The organism is Rhizobium sp. SG_E_25_P2 (assembly GCF_029892285.1).
Classification (GTDB): Bacteria; Pseudomonadota; Alphaproteobacteria; order Rhizobiales; family Rhizobiaceae; genus Rhizobium_E.
This window is the reverse complement of sequence record NZ_JARXVM010000001.1, coordinates 646,628-661,664: the sequence shown is the minus strand read 5'-3', so window position 1 is coordinate 661,664 and position 15,037 is coordinate 646,628. Positions and strand designations below refer to the sequence as shown.

16 protein-coding genes are annotated in these 15,037 nt (G+C 62.2%); 9 read left to right on the top strand and 7 right to left on the bottom strand.

Annotation, left to right across the window (positions count from 1 at the left end):
* Window positions 1-106: 106 nt before the first annotated feature.
* Both M2360_RS03135 and M2360_RS03130 read right to left on the bottom strand, forming a co-directional pair.
* Window positions 107-1,612 (bottom strand): glycosyltransferase family 39 protein, encoded by a 1,506-nt coding sequence (locus M2360_RS03135; RefSeq protein ID WP_280772904.1) that lies wholly within the window; start codon window positions 1,610-1,612, stop codon window positions 107-109.
* Window positions 1,612-2,613, bottom strand: coding sequence for a glycosyltransferase family 2 protein (locus tag M2360_RS03130; RefSeq protein ID WP_280772903.1), 1,002 nt, complete (start codon window positions 2,611-2,613; stop codon window positions 1,612-1,614). Before M2360_RS03130 ends, M2360_RS03135 begins: the two co-directional genes overlap by 1 nt.
* 92 nt (window positions 2,614-2,705) lie before the next feature.
* Between M2360_RS03130 and M2360_RS03125 the strand changes: the two genes are divergently transcribed.
* The 7 genes from M2360_RS03125 (at window position 2,706) to pheT (ending at window position 8,666) form a co-directional block, all read left to right on the top strand.
* Entirely contained in the window at window positions 2,706-3,671 is a 966-nt protein-coding gene (locus M2360_RS03125; RefSeq protein ID WP_280772902.1) for a lysylphosphatidylglycerol synthase domain-containing protein, read from the top strand.
* A 155-nt stretch (window positions 3,672-3,826) separates the two neighbouring features.
* The gene (gene rpmI, locus M2360_RS03120; RefSeq protein WP_137155306.1) at window positions 3,827-4,030 is read left to right on the top strand and encodes a 50S ribosomal protein L35; all 204 of its coding nucleotides are present in this window, start codon (window positions 3,827-3,829) and stop codon (window positions 4,028-4,030) included.
* A 41-nt stretch (window positions 4,031-4,071) separates the two neighbouring features.
* Entirely contained in the window at window positions 4,072-4,476 is a 405-nt protein-coding gene (rplT, locus tag M2360_RS03115; protein WP_280772901.1) for a 50S ribosomal protein L20, read from the top strand.
* A gap of 108 nt (window positions 4,477-4,584) precedes the next feature.
* Window positions 4,585-5,667 (top strand): phenylalanine--tRNA ligase subunit alpha, encoded by a 1,083-nt coding sequence (pheS, locus tag M2360_RS03110; protein ID WP_280772900.1) that lies wholly within the window; start codon window positions 4,585-4,587, stop codon window positions 5,665-5,667.
* Window positions 5,668-5,671: 4 nt separating this feature from the next.
* Complete coding sequence (locus tag M2360_RS03105) at window positions 5,672-5,914, top strand: DUF4160 domain-containing protein (RefSeq protein WP_280772899.1); 243 nt, start codon at window positions 5,672-5,674, stop codon at window positions 5,912-5,914.
* On the top strand, window positions 5,889-6,164 hold the full coding sequence (locus M2360_RS03100; protein WP_280772898.1) for a DUF2442 domain-containing protein: 276 nt from the start codon (window positions 5,889-5,891) through the stop codon (window positions 6,162-6,164). Before M2360_RS03105 ends, M2360_RS03100 begins: the two co-directional genes overlap by 26 nt.
* Window positions 6,165-6,236: 72 nt before the next feature.
* Window positions 6,237-8,666, top strand: a complete 2,430-nt coding sequence (pheT, locus tag M2360_RS03095) for a phenylalanine--tRNA ligase subunit beta (protein WP_280772897.1) — start codon at window positions 6,237-6,239, stop codon at window positions 8,664-8,666.
* Window positions 8,667-8,720: 54 nt separating this feature from the next.
* Here pheT and M2360_RS03090 read toward each other — a convergent pair whose 3' ends face one another.
* The gene (locus M2360_RS03090) at window positions 8,721-9,623 is read right to left on the bottom strand and encodes an EamA family transporter (RefSeq protein ID WP_280772896.1); all 903 of its coding nucleotides are present in this window, start codon (window positions 9,621-9,623) and stop codon (window positions 8,721-8,723) included.
* Window positions 9,624-9,911: 288 nt separating this feature from the next.
* Between M2360_RS03090 and M2360_RS03085 the strand changes: the two genes are divergently transcribed.
* Window positions 9,912-10,661 (top strand): AraC family transcriptional regulator, encoded by a 750-nt coding sequence (locus tag M2360_RS03085; protein ID WP_280773076.1) that lies wholly within the window; start codon window positions 9,912-9,914, stop codon window positions 10,659-10,661.
* A 10-nt stretch (window positions 10,662-10,671) separates the two neighbouring features.
* On the opposite strand, the gene M2360_RS03080 is transcribed toward M2360_RS03085, so the two are convergent.
* Window positions 10,672-11,670 carry an aldo/keto reductase gene (locus M2360_RS03080; RefSeq protein WP_280772895.1) on the bottom strand — a complete coding sequence of 333 codons (999 nt, stop codon included), beginning with the start codon at window positions 11,668-11,670 and terminating at the stop codon, window positions 10,672-10,674.
* A 104-nt stretch (window positions 11,671-11,774) separates the two neighbouring features.
* Here M2360_RS03080 and M2360_RS03075 point away from each other — a divergent pair, with 104 nt between their 5' ends.
* A complete protein-coding gene (locus M2360_RS03075; RefSeq protein WP_280772894.1) occupies window positions 11,775-12,662 on the top strand; it encodes a LysR family transcriptional regulator in 888 nt (295 codons plus the stop codon).
* Here the strand turns inward: M2360_RS03075 and M2360_RS03070 are convergent.
* Genes M2360_RS03070 through M2360_RS03060 form a run of 3 tightly spaced genes read right to left on the bottom strand, consistent with a single transcriptional unit; the run spans window position 12,656 to window position 14,997 of the window.
* Entirely contained in the window at window positions 12,656-13,276 is a 621-nt protein-coding gene (locus M2360_RS03070) for a 3'-5' exonuclease (RefSeq protein WP_280772893.1), read from the bottom strand. The genes M2360_RS03075 and M2360_RS03070 overlap by 7 nt on opposite strands.
* Window positions 13,273-13,725, bottom strand: coding sequence for a GNAT family N-acetyltransferase (locus M2360_RS03065; RefSeq protein ID WP_280772892.1), 453 nt, complete (start codon window positions 13,723-13,725; stop codon window positions 13,273-13,275). Before M2360_RS03065 ends, M2360_RS03070 begins: the two co-directional genes overlap by 4 nt.
* Window positions 13,726-13,782: 57 nt before the next feature.
* The gene (locus M2360_RS03060; protein ID WP_280772891.1) at window positions 13,783-14,997 is read right to left on the bottom strand and encodes a mandelate racemase/muconate lactonizing enzyme family protein; all 1,215 of its coding nucleotides are present in this window, start codon (window positions 14,995-14,997) and stop codon (window positions 13,783-13,785) included.
* Between the last annotated feature and the right edge of the window lie 40 nt (window positions 14,998-15,037).

Sequence of the window (15,037 nt, the reverse complement as noted above, 5' to 3'; positions counted from 1 at the left end):
ATTCCGTCGTCAGAGGATGACACAGTTTTCTGCTATTGCAACTTATTCGCAATAAGGAAGCGAGAAAAAGGCGCTTTTGCGGCAGAGTCCTGCGTCTTGGCGGCGTTCAGCGGGAGGCGGGCATGAACCAGGCGTAGCCGATGTGATAGCGGTCTTCAGCGCGGCCGTAGAGGAACGGCGTCGCGGTCTGCCGGGGCGAGAAGGGCAGGGGCGCCAGCAGTGGCTGGCTTGCGCGCCACGTCGCCAATTCCTCCGGGAGGGCCGGATCGGCCCTGCCTCTGTTGCGCCAGACCATCAACACCGGCCCCTTCGGCGCGGCGACCTCTTGGGCGGCAAAGGCGGAAAAGCCGGGCATGATAACGGGAACGCTCTTGATGTCATGGCGCATATTGCCGGCGAGTTGCTGGTCATTGGTGATGATCAGCGCCGGTTGCGCCGGCGAATTCCTCAGGATCTCTGCGCTCGCTGCCTGATAGGGAACGTTGAGTTTCTCATAGGCGCCGAGAGCGCCGAGGATCGGGATGCGCAGCCCAAGCGCAGTCGGTATCAGCGCCATGATGGCGAGCCCGATCAGCACCATCCGGCGCGCGCCGGCCCTATCCAGGAGGGCGCTCTTGTCCAGCTTGAGCGCAAGATAGAGCGGCAGCAGGAAGAGCAGGGGCGTCAGCCAGCGATCCTTGATGTTCTCCGCGCCGGCAAACAGAACCAGCGTCGCGATTAGCAGCAGGAAGGCTGCGAACAGCTTTTCCATGAACCGCGCCCAAGCAGATGACGCGGGCATCGCCCGCCACAGGGTCTTCCTGAAGGCCGCAACGAAGAGAAGTAGCGTGACTGCGCTGAAGCCGATCACCGCGCCGATCAGCGACACCAGGCCCTCGGCCACCTGAGCCAGCCAGGGTTCTCCGGCCTCGGCCATCATCTTGCCCATGGTGCGCTCGGTCGCCAGGCCAAGATTGTCCTTGAGCCAGAGCGCATGCGGCGTCACGATCACCACAGCGATCGCGATGGTGATCATCAGCCTCATATCCAGCACCCGCCGCCGCATGTTCCGGTCAATCAGCATGACCAGGAGCGCCGCCACGGGCATCAGGGCGAAATTATACTTCGACAGCGCCCCGCAGCCGATTGCGACGCCGGTCAGCGCATAGCCGATCCAGTCGGGCTTCTCGACCGTCCGTATGAGCGCATAGATAAACAAGCTCGAGGAAAACAGCACCGCCACTGTATGGGTCAGGTCGCGTTGCGCCTCAAAACCGATCTGGGGAATGGTCAGGAGACCAAGCGTGGCGACGACGACGAGAAGCGGGTTCGCCAGCAAGCGCCGGGCGGTCAGGGCGTAGAAGAGATAAGTGAGGAACAACAACGTGTTCTTGGTCAGCGTCAGCGCCAGAACCGAAGGCCCGATCAGAGCGAAGACGCCATATTGCAGCCAGTTATAGAGCGGCGGCTGGCTGTCATAGCCCGCCGCCAGCCATTGGCTGAAGAACATTTGCTGCGCCTCGTCGAGTTCCAGCGAAGCTGGAAGCATCAACCGCACAGTTGCGTTGACGAGAAAATAGCCCGCAAGCAGCAGGACAAGATGGCTGAAACGGCGCTCCAGCCAGTCGAGCATCAGGCTTTGTCCGCGTCGAAAATCTCGCGGACGGCGTAATGCTGCGTCCCGGTGTTGGAGCGCGCCATGAATTCCGCCAGGATGCCGGTGGTGATCGCCTGAACCGAGCCCATGAACAGCATCACGGCGATCAGCAGAAGCGGCCGCGTGCCGATATCCTCGCCGAGCGCGAATTTCACGAAGGCGAGATAGGCGAAGATCAGAAAACTCAATCCGCCGAAGGCGAGCCCGATCGAGCCGAAGAAGTGACCGGGCCGGGCGCGGAAGCGCATGAAGAACAGCACGGCGAGCAGATCGAGGATCACCCGGAATGTGCGGGAAATGCCATATTTGGACTGGCCGAACTGGCGGGCGTGATGATTGACCACCACTTCGCCGATGCGCGAATGCGGCGCCACACTCGCGACCCAGGCCGGAATGAAGCGGTGCATGCCGCCGATGATGCGCACCTGCTTGAGGATTTTGGAGCGATAGATCTTCAGCGAACAGCCATAATCATGGATCTTCACCCCGGTGATCCTGCCGATCAGATAATTGGCGCACCAGGATGGGATCTTGCGCAGCACTAACCCGTCCTGGCGGCTCTTGCGCCAGCCGGACAGCAGGTCGAGGTCGCGCGCCTCAAGCATGTCGATCATCATGGGAATGTCGACGGGATCGTTCTGCAGGTCGCCGTCCAGCGTGGCGATCAGCCGCCCGCGCGAGGCGTCGATGCCGGCCTGCAGGGCCGAGGCCTGTCCGAAATTGCGCTGCAATTCGACAATCCTGAGCGTAAGACCTTCGCGACTGAGCGCCTTGCGGGCGTTGGCGAGCGTGCCGTCGGTGCTGCCGTCGTCGACCAGGATCAGTTCCCAGGCTTCGGCGAAGTCCTTGAGACCGAACAGGACGCGGTCGATCATCGGCGCGATATTGTCTTCCTCATTATAAACGGGAATGACGACCGACAGCTCGATCTCGGACGAGGCCCCGATCGCGGTTTGGGTGGCTGCGGTATTGAGCACGGCGGAACGCTCCGTTTGGGTCTGGCTTTGCTGGCGCCTCTGTTATATCAGCGGCCGGGAGGGCGCAACCGCCCGAAGTCGATGGATCGCGCATGGCCAACATACCCAGACGAGAGGCCGGATGGTCCCGGCACCGATTGGCGCTGCTCGCTGGCGTTTGCGTGCTGGCTTATGCAGTTTTCATTCAGGTCTATTTCGGCTGGAGCGTCGTGCTCGCCAACTGGGCCTCGATCGGCGCTCCGACCATCCTCGCCTCGATCCTGGCATTGATCGCCACGCAGTTCATCCGCACGAATCGGATGGCGAGCTATTTTCCCGATTTGCCCCAGGGCTCTTTTCTCCAACTCTATCGCCTGACGCAGATCCACAATCTCCTCAATATCATGCTGCCTTTCCGCAGCGGTGAAGTCTCTTTTCCAGTGTTGATGCGCGCGGAATTCGGCCTGCCGGTCATGCGCGGCGCTTCGGCGCTCGTTGTTCTCCGGCTGCTCGACCTGCATGCGCTGACGCTGGCCGCAGGGCTGGCTCTGGTGGCCAGGGCCGGGTTTTCCCTCCTCGCCTGGGCCTTCTGGACGGTGTTTCTGCTTCTGCCGCTTTTGTTTTTCCCGGTCAGCCGGCGCCTGGTCGGCTGGCTGCAGTGCCGCGCTCCCAAGAGATTGGCGGACAAGCTCGACCAGATGGCCGATGGTCTGCCGCCGCATCTGCCCGCCTTCCTGCTCGCCTGGGCGCTGACGGTGCTCAATTGGCTGATCAAGGTTGCGGCGCTGGGCCTGTCGCTGTCGATGATGGGCGTTTCGCCGCTCGCGGCTGCCTTCGGCGGCGCGGTCGGCGGCGAACTCTCTTCGGTGCTGCCACTGCACGCGCCCGCCGGCGTCGGCACCTATCCGGCTGGTATTGCCGCCGGGGCCATGGCTTTCGGCGCCGCCAGATCGGGTTCGGGTTTTTCGGAGCTCCTGCAGGCCTCGGTCAACGGCCATCTCCTGATCGTGGTCTCGGCGCTGGCGGCGACCGCTTTGGCCTTGCCGCTTTCCTCTCGCAAAAAGTCCGCTGAGCGCTGAAAAAGATTCCGTTTCCAGCCAGTTGCGCTTTTGTCGGACTGACTGTATAAGCCGCCCGTCCGAACGGTCCGGCAGGGCATGCCGTGGCCGTTCTTTATGCTTGAAATGGGCCTCATCAGCCGGTTTCACAAAAACCAGAACAATGGAGTAGCAAAATGCCCAAGATGAAGACGAAGTCTGCCGCTAAAAAGCGGTTCAAGATCACTGCTACCGGCAAGGTCAAGGCAGCCGCCGCCGGCAAGCGCCACGGCATGATCAAGCGTTCCAACAAGTTCATTCGCGACGCCCGCGGCACCATGGTTCTGGCTGAACCCGATGGCCGCAAGGTGATCAAGAACTACCTGCCGAATGGTCTCTGAGACTAAGAAGCCGCGAAAAAGAACACTAAGGAGATCATGACATGGCACGTGTAAAGAGAGGCGTTACCGCCCACGCCAAGCACAAGAAGGTTCTGAAGGCCGCCAAGGGCTTTTACGGCCGTCGCAAGAACACCATCCGCGCCGCCAAGGCTGCCGTCGATCGCTCGATGCAGTATGCGACGCGCGACCGTAAGGTCAAGAAGCGCAATTTCCGCGCTCTCTGGATCCAGCGCATCAACGCCGCTGTCCGCGAGCACGGCCTGACCTATGGCCGCTTCATCGACGGCCTGTCCAAGGCTGGCATCGAAGTCGACCGCAAGGTCCTGTCCAACATGGCGATCACCCAGGCTGAAGCCTTCGGCGCGCTCGTCGAAGCCTCCAAGAAGGCTCTCGGCTACCTGAAGGACAAGGGCACCACCAACGAGTTTGAAAGCGTCGTCCGTTAAGGTCAGCGCTTCCCAAGACTATGGAATTATGGGAAACCCGCGCTGGCACGGCTGGCGCGGGTTTTTTCTTGTCCGCCTGATATCATCCGCAAATCTTACGAGCGACACATGTCCGATCTCGATCAGTTGAAGCACACCATTCTCGAGGAAATCGCCGGCGCGGCGGACGAAGCGGCGATCGAGGCCGTTCGCGTCAATGCGCTTGGCAAGAAGGGTTCGATCTCGGAACTCCTGAAGACGCTGGGCGCCATGAGCCCGGAAGAACGCCAGACGCGCGGCGCGGCGATCAACGTCATCAAGGCCGAGGTGACCAACGCGATCACCGAGCGCAAGACCTTGCTGCGCGACCAGGCGATCAATGAGCGCCTCGCCCGCGAAACGGTCGACGTGACGCTGCCGGTTCGCTCGTCTCCGGCCGAACGCGGCCGCATCCATCCGATCACCCAGATCATCGACGAGATCACCGCGATCTTCGGCGATATGGGTTTCTCGATCGCCGAAGGTCCGGATATTGAAACCGACCACTACAATTTCACGGCGCTGAATTTCCCCGTCGGCCACCCCGCCCGCGAAATGCACGACACCTTCTTCCTGCCGCCTGACGCGAATGGCGAGCGCAAGGTGCTGCGCACCCACACGTCGCCGGTGCAGATCAGGACGATGGAAACGCAGAAGCCGCCGATCCGCATTATCATTCCCGGCAAGACCTATCGCCAGGATTCCGACGCCACCCATTCGCCGATGTTCCATCAGGTCGAAGGCCTGGTGATCGACAAGACGGCCAATGTCGCCAATATGCGCTGGGTGCTGGAAGAGTTCTGCAAGGCCTTCTTCGAAGTGCCCTCGGTCAATATGCGCTTCCGCCCGTCCTTCTTCCCCTTCACCGAACCGTCGGTCGAAGTCGATATCCAGTGCGATCGCTCGGGCGACGTGGTGAAGTTCGGCGAAGGCAATGACTGGATGGAAATCCTCGGCTGCGGCATGGTGCATCCCAATGTGCTGCGCGCCGGCGGCCTCGATCCCGACGAATATCAGGGTTTTGCCTGGGGCATGGGGCTCGACCGCATCGCCATGCTGAAATACGGCATGCCGGACCTGCGCGATTTCTTCAACGCCGATGTCAGGTGGATGAACCATTACGGCTTCCGCCCGCTCGACCTGCCGACCCTTTTCGGCGGTTTGAGCGTGTGATGAAATGCCGACCGTTCTCCGCAAATATGGATATCGGTTTCACTTCTACGGCTCGGATATGCATGAGCCGCCGCATATCCATGTGACCGGTCATGGCGGCAAGGCGAAAGTCTGGCTCGCTACGGCCGAGTTCGCGGAGGCGTCGGGCTTAAACAACGCGGAGAAGCGTCGTATACTCGACGCAATCCATGAACACAGGCGAGAGATGATGGAGGCCTGGAATGAATTCTTCAGATCCGTATCCTGACAATCAACGCCCCGTCGAAGCCTGGTGCGATCTGCATAACCTCCATGTGCGACTGGCGGACGGACGCGAAGTCGTCACGCCCTTATGGTGGTATCCAAGTCTTCATGGCGCGACGCCGTCTCAGCGAAACAATGTCGAGTTGATGTTGGACGGCGTTCACTGGCCGGACCTCGATGAAGATCTATCTGTTCGCGGCATGCTGGCGGGCTGGAAATATCCGAGCGCCACTGCGCCCGAAAAGGCTGCCTGAGCGGGCTGAACACTAAAAGATTTGAATGGCTGGCTCGTTGCGGGGCATGGCATAGGAAACTGAGAAAAGACCATGAAATTCACACTCTCCTGGCTCAAGGATCACCTTGAAACCGACGCCTCGCTCGACGCCATCTGCGAGCGGCTGACACTGATCGGCCTCGAAGTCGAAAGCGTCGACGACAAGGCCTCTTTCAAGCCCTTCGTGATCGCCAAAATCCTCACGGCGGACAAGCATCCGCAGGCCGACAAGCTCAAGGTTCTCTCCGTCGACACCGGCGCGGGCAAGCCCGTGCAGGTGGTCTGCGGCGCACCCAACGCCCGCGCCGGCCTGATCGGGGCTTTCGCCGCCCCGGGGACCTATGTGCCTGGCATCGACGTGACGCTGTCGGTCGGCAATATCCGTGGGGTCGAAAGCCACGGCATGATGTGCTCGGAAAAGGAGTTGGAGATTTCCGACGACCATAACGGCATCATCGATCTGCCCGAGGATGCCCCTGTCGGCGCTTCTTTCGCGAGTTATTTCGGCATTGACGATCCGGTCATCGAGATCAATCTGACGCCGAACCGTCCCGATTGCACGAGCATTTACGGCATTGCCCGCGATCTCGCCGCTTCGGGTCTCGGAACGCTCAAGGCTCCGAAGACGCCTGAGCTGCCGATTTCGGGCGACACGCCTGTCAACGTCACGCTGGCTTTCGATGGCGAAGACAAGACGCTCTGCCCCGGCTTCGCGCTGCGCCTTGTGCGCGGCGTCAAGAATGGCCCGAGCCCGGCCTGGATGCAGAAGCGTCTGCGCGCCATCGGCCTGCGCCCCATCAATGCGCTGGTCGACGTCACCAACTATCTGACCTTCGATCAGGGCCGGCCGCTGCATGTCTTCGACGCCGCCAAGGTCAAGGGCGGCCTGACCGTGCGCCGCGCCGTGGAAGGTGAAAAGGTGCTGGCGCTCGACGGCAAGGAATATACGCTCACGCCGGCCAATGTCGTCATCTCCGACGACAACGGCGTGGAATCGATCGCCGGCGTGATGGGCGGCGAGCTTTCGGGCTGCGACGAGAACACCACCGACGTGCTGATCGAATCGGCGCTGTGGAGCCCGCTCAACATCGCCCGCACCGGCCGCTCGCTCGGCATCATCACCGATGCGCGCTACCGTTTCGAGCGCGGCGTCGATCCTGAATATATGGTTCCGGGTCTTGATCGCGCCACCCAACTGGTGCTGGAGCTTTGCGGCGGCGAAGCCGCGGAAGCCCGCATCGTCGGCTACGAGGGCTATCAGCCGCGTCAGGTCTCCTTCCCGCTCAGCGAGGTCAAGCGCCTGACCGGCATCGAGGTGAGCCGTACGGAGAGCCTCGCCATTCTCGACCGTCTCGGTTTCGGCGTCGAAGGCGAGGGCGAAGCCGTGAACGTGTCCGTGCCTTCCTGGCGTCCTGACGTCGACGGCAAGGCGGATCTCGTTGAAGAGGTCATGCGCATGCATGGCATCAACGAGGTCAAGCCGCAGCCATTGCCGCGGCTCAGCGAGGTCAACACCCGCATCCTCACCACGCTGCAGATCCGCACCCGCCTCGCCAAGCGGGCGCTCGCGACCCGCGGCATGCTGGAAGCCGTCACCTGGTCCTTCATCCCGGCTGAGCAGGCTGCCCTGTTCGGCGGCGGTTCGCCTGCGCTGAAGCTTGAGAACCCCATCGCGGCGGATATGTCGGACATGCGTCCGTCGCTGCTGCCCGGCCTCCTGACCGCAGCCCAGCGCAATGCCGACAAGGGCTATGGCGATGTGGCCGTGTTCGAAGTCTCCGGCGCCTATGAGGACGATACGCCCTCGGGCCAGCGCCGTATGGCCGCCGGCATTCGTCGCGGCACGGCCACGCTGAATGGCGCCGGTCGCCTGTGGTCCAACAAGGACAAGGGCGGCGGCAAGGGTGTCGATGTGTTCGACGCCAAGGCCGATGCGCTGGCGGTGCTCGAAGCCTGTGGCTTCCCGACCGCCAATCTGCAGATCGAACAGGGTGGTCCCGCCTGGTTCCATCCCGGTCGCTCCGGCACGATCAAGATGGGTCCGAAACTGGTCATCGGCCATTTCGGCGAATTCCATCCCAAGACGCTGGAAGCGATGGATGTGTCAGGCGCCCTTTGCGGCTTCGAACTGTCGCTCGACAAGCTGCCGGACCCCAAGAAAAAGGCCACCCGCACCAAGCCGGTGCTCGGCCTCTCGCCCTTCCAGGCGGTCAAGCGCGACTATGCCTTCGTCGTCGACAAGACGGTGGACGCTGCCTCCATTTTGAAGGCCGCCCAGAGCGCCGATCGCAAGTTGATCACCGGCGTCTCGGTGTTCGACGTCTTCGAAGGCGCGTCCCTCGGCGACGCTAAGAAGTCGATCGCCATCGAAGTGTCGATCCAGCCGGTCGACAAGACGCTGACCGACGAGGATTTCGAGGCGCTGTCGCAGCGCATCGTCGCCAATGTCGAAAAGAACACCGGCGGCAGCCTGCGCGGCTGAGCGGCTCATAAGTGCAGACATGGCAAAGGGGCGGTTTTCCGCCCCTTTCTTCGTTTATGACAAGGCCTTGGCCGTTGGCCTCAACCGCTCCGGAAGACGCGCGAACATCACGACATTTCCGGCAAGCGTCAGCAGCAGGCCTGCTACCCCCATGGGCGTCCAGTGATAGTCTTCGTAAATGCTCGACAGGCTGAGCGCCACGACCGGAAACAGCACGGTGGCGTAGGCGGCTTTCTGTGAACCGATCCGCGACACCAGGGTCAGATATGTGGTGAAGGCGACCACGGAGCCAATAGCGGCGAGATAGAAAAGCGCCGCGAGATAGGTCATGTCGGTCGGCGCAACCATCGGCGCGCCCGTGACGGCGATCAGCAGAAGCAGCGCAATCGAGCCATAGGTCATGCCCCAGGCATTGGCGATGACGGGTTTGATGCCGGCGGCGCTGTTGCGGCGAGAGGCCATGTTGCCGAACGAAAAGAACAGCGTGCCCAGAGCAGAGAGGCCGATGCCTTTCCAGCTCTCCGGTTTCACCGCGACGACGATGTCCGGACCGAACAGCAGGCACAGCCCAACGGCCCCAAGGGCGGCAGCGAGAAGCGTGCGCGGGTGGATGCTGTCGCCAAAGAAGATCCTCGCATTGACCGCATTGTAGATCGTGGCAAGCGAGAAGACGACGGAGATCAGTCCTGACGGCACATAGGCCGCCGCGTGATAGAAGCACAGGAAATTGCAGCAAAACAGCGACAGCGCCTGGATCAGGATGTAGGGTTGCTGCCTCAGAGGCGGCGCTTTCATCTTCCCGGTGATCAGGAGAAAGCCGACCAGGATCAGCGCCGCGAGCGCAAACCGATAAAACACCGACACTAACACCGGTACGGGTCCGATCTGCAGCGATATGGCGATCCAGGTGGTGCCCCAGATCAGCACGGTGGATGAAAACAGCAGGAAATTGGTCACGGTCACTCCGGATCTTTGCGTTTATGCGAGAGACAATGCCGGCCGTGGTCTGCCGCTTCTTGCAGGATCTTGCGGTGAAATCGGCTGCGCGCTGATTTGGGACCAGTTTGTCCATGGCGGTTCGCGGTCATTGCGCTAGAATAGCGGCATTGTTTCCAGAGCTGGGCCATGCTGCAGACTATATCCGTTTTTGACACACTGTCCGCCTCGACGCGCGCCGAGCGCCTTGAGGTTCTCGACCTTGGCGGGGGCAGGGCAAGCGCGATCTGGCGAAACAGTCATGACCGGATGCGCTACGAACGCCCGGATGGTCATACATTCAGTTGCTATCTGCAGGGCGGCGCCGGCACCCGCCGGCTCGACGCTGGCTCTATCGCCGGTTGGCCGGGGGCGTTATGCCTCATGCCGCAGGGGGCGTCGTCGGAATGGGAGATCACGGATCAGTTCGAATTCGTGCATCTCTATGTGTCGGATGTGGAGCTGCGCCGGCTGTTTGCCGAGACCTTCGATCGCGACGCCCGGTTGATGCAGCTGCCGGAGGCGACATTCGCCAGCGTTCCCTGCCTGTCCGAAGCCCTTGTCGAGGTGGCCCGCGCCACGATTTCGGGCGACCTGTTGCGAGCAGATGCAGCGATCGCCGAGGCTGTCGGCCAACTGTTCGCCAATCCGCATTATGGCGGCCAATCATCTGTCACCTTGAAGGGCGGCCTGTCGCCCAATATCAGGCGGAGGCTGCTCGACTACATCGAAGCTTCGCTCGCCGATTCCATCACCCTTCGCGATCTCGGCTGCGTCGCGGGTCTCAGCGAGTTCCATCTGCAACGCATGTTTCGGATGACATGCGGAGTTTCGCCCCACGTTTTCATCCTCAATCGGCGCATTGCCAGGGCGAAGCGGATGTTGGCCGGCTCAGATCCGATCGCCCAGATCGCGCCCGCTTGCGGCTTCAGCAGCCAGAGCCATCTCAACCGAATGTTCAAGACCATCACCGGCGCCACGCCGATGGCATGGCGCCGGGCGCTCACGGCCTCTCGGTAAAGCGCTGCGCTCAGCGACCGGCCATCTTCGCCATCGCCTCGCTGTAGCGCGCGCCGGCGACCTTGTCGGGCGAGACGATCGAACTGAGCGCCGCGAGATCTTCCGGCGTCAGTGTGATCGCGGCGGCGGCGATATTGCTTTCGAGATTGGCGATCTGGGTGGTGCCGGGGATCGGAACGATGAAATCGCCCTGCGCCAGAACCCAGGCGAGCGCCAATTGGCCTGCCGTCACACCTTTCTCCGCCGCCATTTTTTCCAGCGCCTCCACAAGCGCGAGATTGGCGTCGAAATTCGCCTGGTCGAAGCGCGGCAATCCACGACGGAAATCCGTCTCGCCGAGCTTGGAGAGATCTTTCAAGGCGCCGGTCAGCATGCCTCGGCCGAGCGGCGAGAAGGGCACGAAGCCGATGCCGAGCTCGCGGCAGGCGTCGAACACGCCATTGGTCTCCGGGTCTCGCGTCCAGAGAGAATATTCGCTCTGGATAGCGGCGATGGGATGGACGGCATGGGCGCGCCGCAGCGTCGCCGCGCTGGCTTCCGAAAGACCGAGAGTCCGCACCTTGCCCTCTTTCACGAGACCCGCCATGGCGCCGACAGTCTCTTCGATCGGAACATCGGGATCGACGCGATGCTGGTAGAAAAGGTCGATAACCTCGACGCCGAGCCGCTTGAGCGACGCCTCCGCCACGGCGCGCAGATGCTCGGGCCTGCTGTCGAGCCCGGAAGGCCTCGCCGCCTTGGCCTCGTCGCCGATGGTGAAGCCGAATTTCGTGGCGATCGCCACCTTGTCGCGGTGCCTGCGCAGACCCTGTCCGACCAGGACCTCATTGGTGAACGGGCCATAGACTTCGGCCGTGTCGAAGAAGGTTACGCCGAGCTCGACGGCGCGGTCGAACAGAGCCTGGGCGGCCTTGTCATCGACATTGGAGCCATAGGCATGGCTCATGCCCATGCAGCCGAGGCCGAGAGCGGAAACACGGAGGCCGGAGCCGAGCGAACGAGTTTTCATGGATGTCTCCAGAATGAAATGAAACTGACACCACGATACTATCCCGCCAACATGGCGGCGATAAGCCGTGCAATTCCTCTCGCCTTGTTCTATCATTTAGATCAATGAACCGGATCCAGCTCTCACAACTCGCTGTTCTAGCCGCCGTCGCCGAAGGCGGCGGCTTTCGCCGCGCCGCCCGTGAACTCGGTGTGGCCCCCTCTGCCGTCAGCCATGCGGTATTGGCGCTGGAGGAGAGCCTCGGCATCCGGCTTCTCGCCCGCACGACCCGGAGCGTCGCGCCCACTGAAGAGGGGCGGCGGCTGCTGGAATCGCTCAAGCCGGCGCTGGGCGAGATCGGCGCGGCGCTTGATGCGCTCGTCGAAAACCGCGATCGTCCGGCCGGCCCCTTGCGCATCACCATGCCTAGACTGGCCTGCGAGCATCTGGTCGCCCCGCGCCTTGGAGACTTCATCGCGCTTTACCCCGAGATTGAGCTGGAGATTGTCGCGCGCGACCAGTTCGAAGACATCGTCGCTCAGGGGTTCGACGCGGGTCTCAGATTGGGAGAACATCTCGAAGCCGATATGATTGCTGTCAGGGCAAGCCCGCTCTGGCGTGCTTCGGTGGTCGCTGCGCCCTCTTATTTTCAGGATCGGCCGCTGCCCAGGCATCCCCGCGATTTGCTCGACCACCGCTGCATCCGCCGCCGCTTTTCGAGCGGCTCGATCTATCGCTGGGAGTTCGAAAAGGACGGCAAGACGCTGGCTGCCGATATATCGGGTCCGCTGATCCTGCCCGAGGATCGGCTCATTCTTGTCGCATGCCTTGCCGGCGCGGGCCTCGCCCAGCTTTTCGACGCCCGCGTCGACGACTACGTCGCCAATGGCCGCCTCATCCGGGTGCTGGAAGACTGGTGCCCGCCCTTTGATGGCTTCTACATCTATTATCCCAGCCGCCGGCAGATGCGCCCGGCGCTCCGGGCCTTCGTCGATTTTTTCAAGTTTCAGTAGCGAGCGACGAGCGGTTTGCGGGCGCCGCGGATCGGCGGCAGGCCCGGCTCCACCCAATTGCTTGGCGGATGCGCCAGTGCTGCTGGCGCGGCTGGGGCTTCGAGATCGTTGAGCCACAGCCAGGCCAGCATGCAGAACCAGGCGTCCTCGAGCGCGCCGTGCTGCTTGCCGCGGGCGGAGAGGCCCATATGCTCCAGAACCTTGTCGAGCCCGCCCGGCCGCTGATGTTTGCGCTTATAGGCCTTGAGCGTGCAGTCGAAGCGTGACGACGGCAGCTCAAACCCTGCCATCCGAAATTCCGTTCTGAGGAAGCGCTCGTCGAAGGCTGCATTGTGGGCGAGCACTGCATCCGCTTCGGTGAAGGCGGGAAGAATCTCTTCGGCATGGACGACGAAACGCGGCTGGCTCGTCAGCACCCAGTCCTGATAGCCATGCACGGCGGCGGCAAAGGGATTGCTGGGCCGGCCGGGGTTAAAGATCAGATGGCTGAGTTGAACCGCGTCGCGCCCGTCATTGAGCGCGTCCAGGTCAAGCGCGACCATGCCGAGCGTGATCACCCGGTCGTCATAGGTGAGACCCGTGGTTTCCGTATCGACGAATAGCAGCCGGCTCATGCGCTGATCCGCATGCGGTAGCGCACATGGCCATCGGTCTTGACATAGGAGTCATAGAGCTTGCGGGCGGTGGCGTTGCCTTCATCCGTATGCCAGTAGAGCCGCGCCCAGCCCTTGTCCTTGCAGATGCCGATCAGGTCGTCGATCAGCGCCCGGCCGACGCCGCGGCCCCGAAAACGGGCGTCGAGATAGAGATCTTCGAGATAGCAGTCCTCGTTCGCCACCCAGGTGGAGGGGTGATGCAGGTGGATGGCGAAACCGGCCGCCTCGCCATCGACAAAGGCCAGACGCATCGACACAGGCGAGCCCGGATCGAGAATGCGCCGCCAGGTGCTGTCGGTGACCTCAGGCGCGAGATCGACGTTATAGAAAGCGAGATAGCCCGCCCAGAGCTGTCTCCAGGCGGCTTCGTCTGTGGCTGTGGCGGTGCGGATCGTCGGCTCGGTCATATCGTGTCCCTTTTGGGACCGGTCTAATCCCCACGCAAACGATCCGCAAGCGCCCGATCAGCAAAGATCGATCGAGGTTCCGACCATGCCGAGATGCAGCAGAGCGCCGTTCCAGGGATGGGCGTCGCAGACCGCTTCATCGAGCTCTACGCCGAGACCTGGTTCGCTGGAGGGGATGACATAGCCCTCTTCGACCACGATCTTCTTCTTGAGCAGCGTCTCGTGGAAGCCGTCGAAGGTCTTGATCGCTTCGAGGATCAGGAAATTCGGCAGCGTCAGCGCGAGCTGGATATTGGCGGCCGCGACGATCGGGCCGCAATAGCAATGCGGCGCAACCTGAATGTGGTAGGCCTCGGCCATGGCCGCGATCTTCTTGGTTTCGAGAATGCCGCCGGATCGGCCGAGATTCGGCTGCAGTATGGAGGCGGCGCGATGCTCGATAACCCGGGCAAACTCCCATTTGGTCGTCAGCCGCTCGCCGGTCGCCACCGGAATGGAGGTGCCGCGCGCCACCTGCGCCATGACTTCGGGCATGTCAGGCGGCACCGGCTCTTCGAACCACAGCGGGTCGTATTTTTCGAGCGCCCGGGCCATGCGCAGCGCGCCCGAGGCGGTGAACTGGCCATGCGTGCCAAACAGGATGTCGGCCTTCGTGCCCACCGCCTCGCGCACGGCTTTCACCATGCGTTCGGAGAGGTCGATGTCGACAAGCCGAGGCTGGTGGCCGTCATAGATCGTATAGGGGCCGGCGGGATCGAATTTCAGCGCCGTGAAGCCTTCCTTCACATATTCCAGCGCGGTCGCGGCGGCGATATCCGGATCGTTATAGACATTCTTGCCCTCGATCTCGGCCGGCACGACCGAGCCGGATTTCGGGTAGAGATAGGTATAGGTGCGGATGCGTTCATGCACCCGGCCGCCGAGAAGCTTGTGCACCGGCTTGCCGGCTTCCTTGCCGATAATGTCCCAGCAGGCCATTTCGAGCGCCGAGACGCAGCCCATCATGCTGAGATCGGGCCGTTGCGAAAAGCCGGAGGAATAGGCGTTGCGGAAGAAGGTCTCGATATCGTGCGGATCGCGGCCGACGAGATAGCGCGCGGCGACGTCCTCGATCAGCTTCGCCGTCAGATGCGGATCGAAATTGGCGTTATAGGCCTCGCCATAACCGACGACATTGCCGTCGGTGACGAGCTTGACGAAGATGAAATAGCGTCCGCCCGCGCCCGGCGGCGGATTGCCTACGACCCAGGTCTTGACGTCGGTGATTTTCATGGCGTTCCCTCACGACTGGTTTGCGCCTTTGTAGACCAGT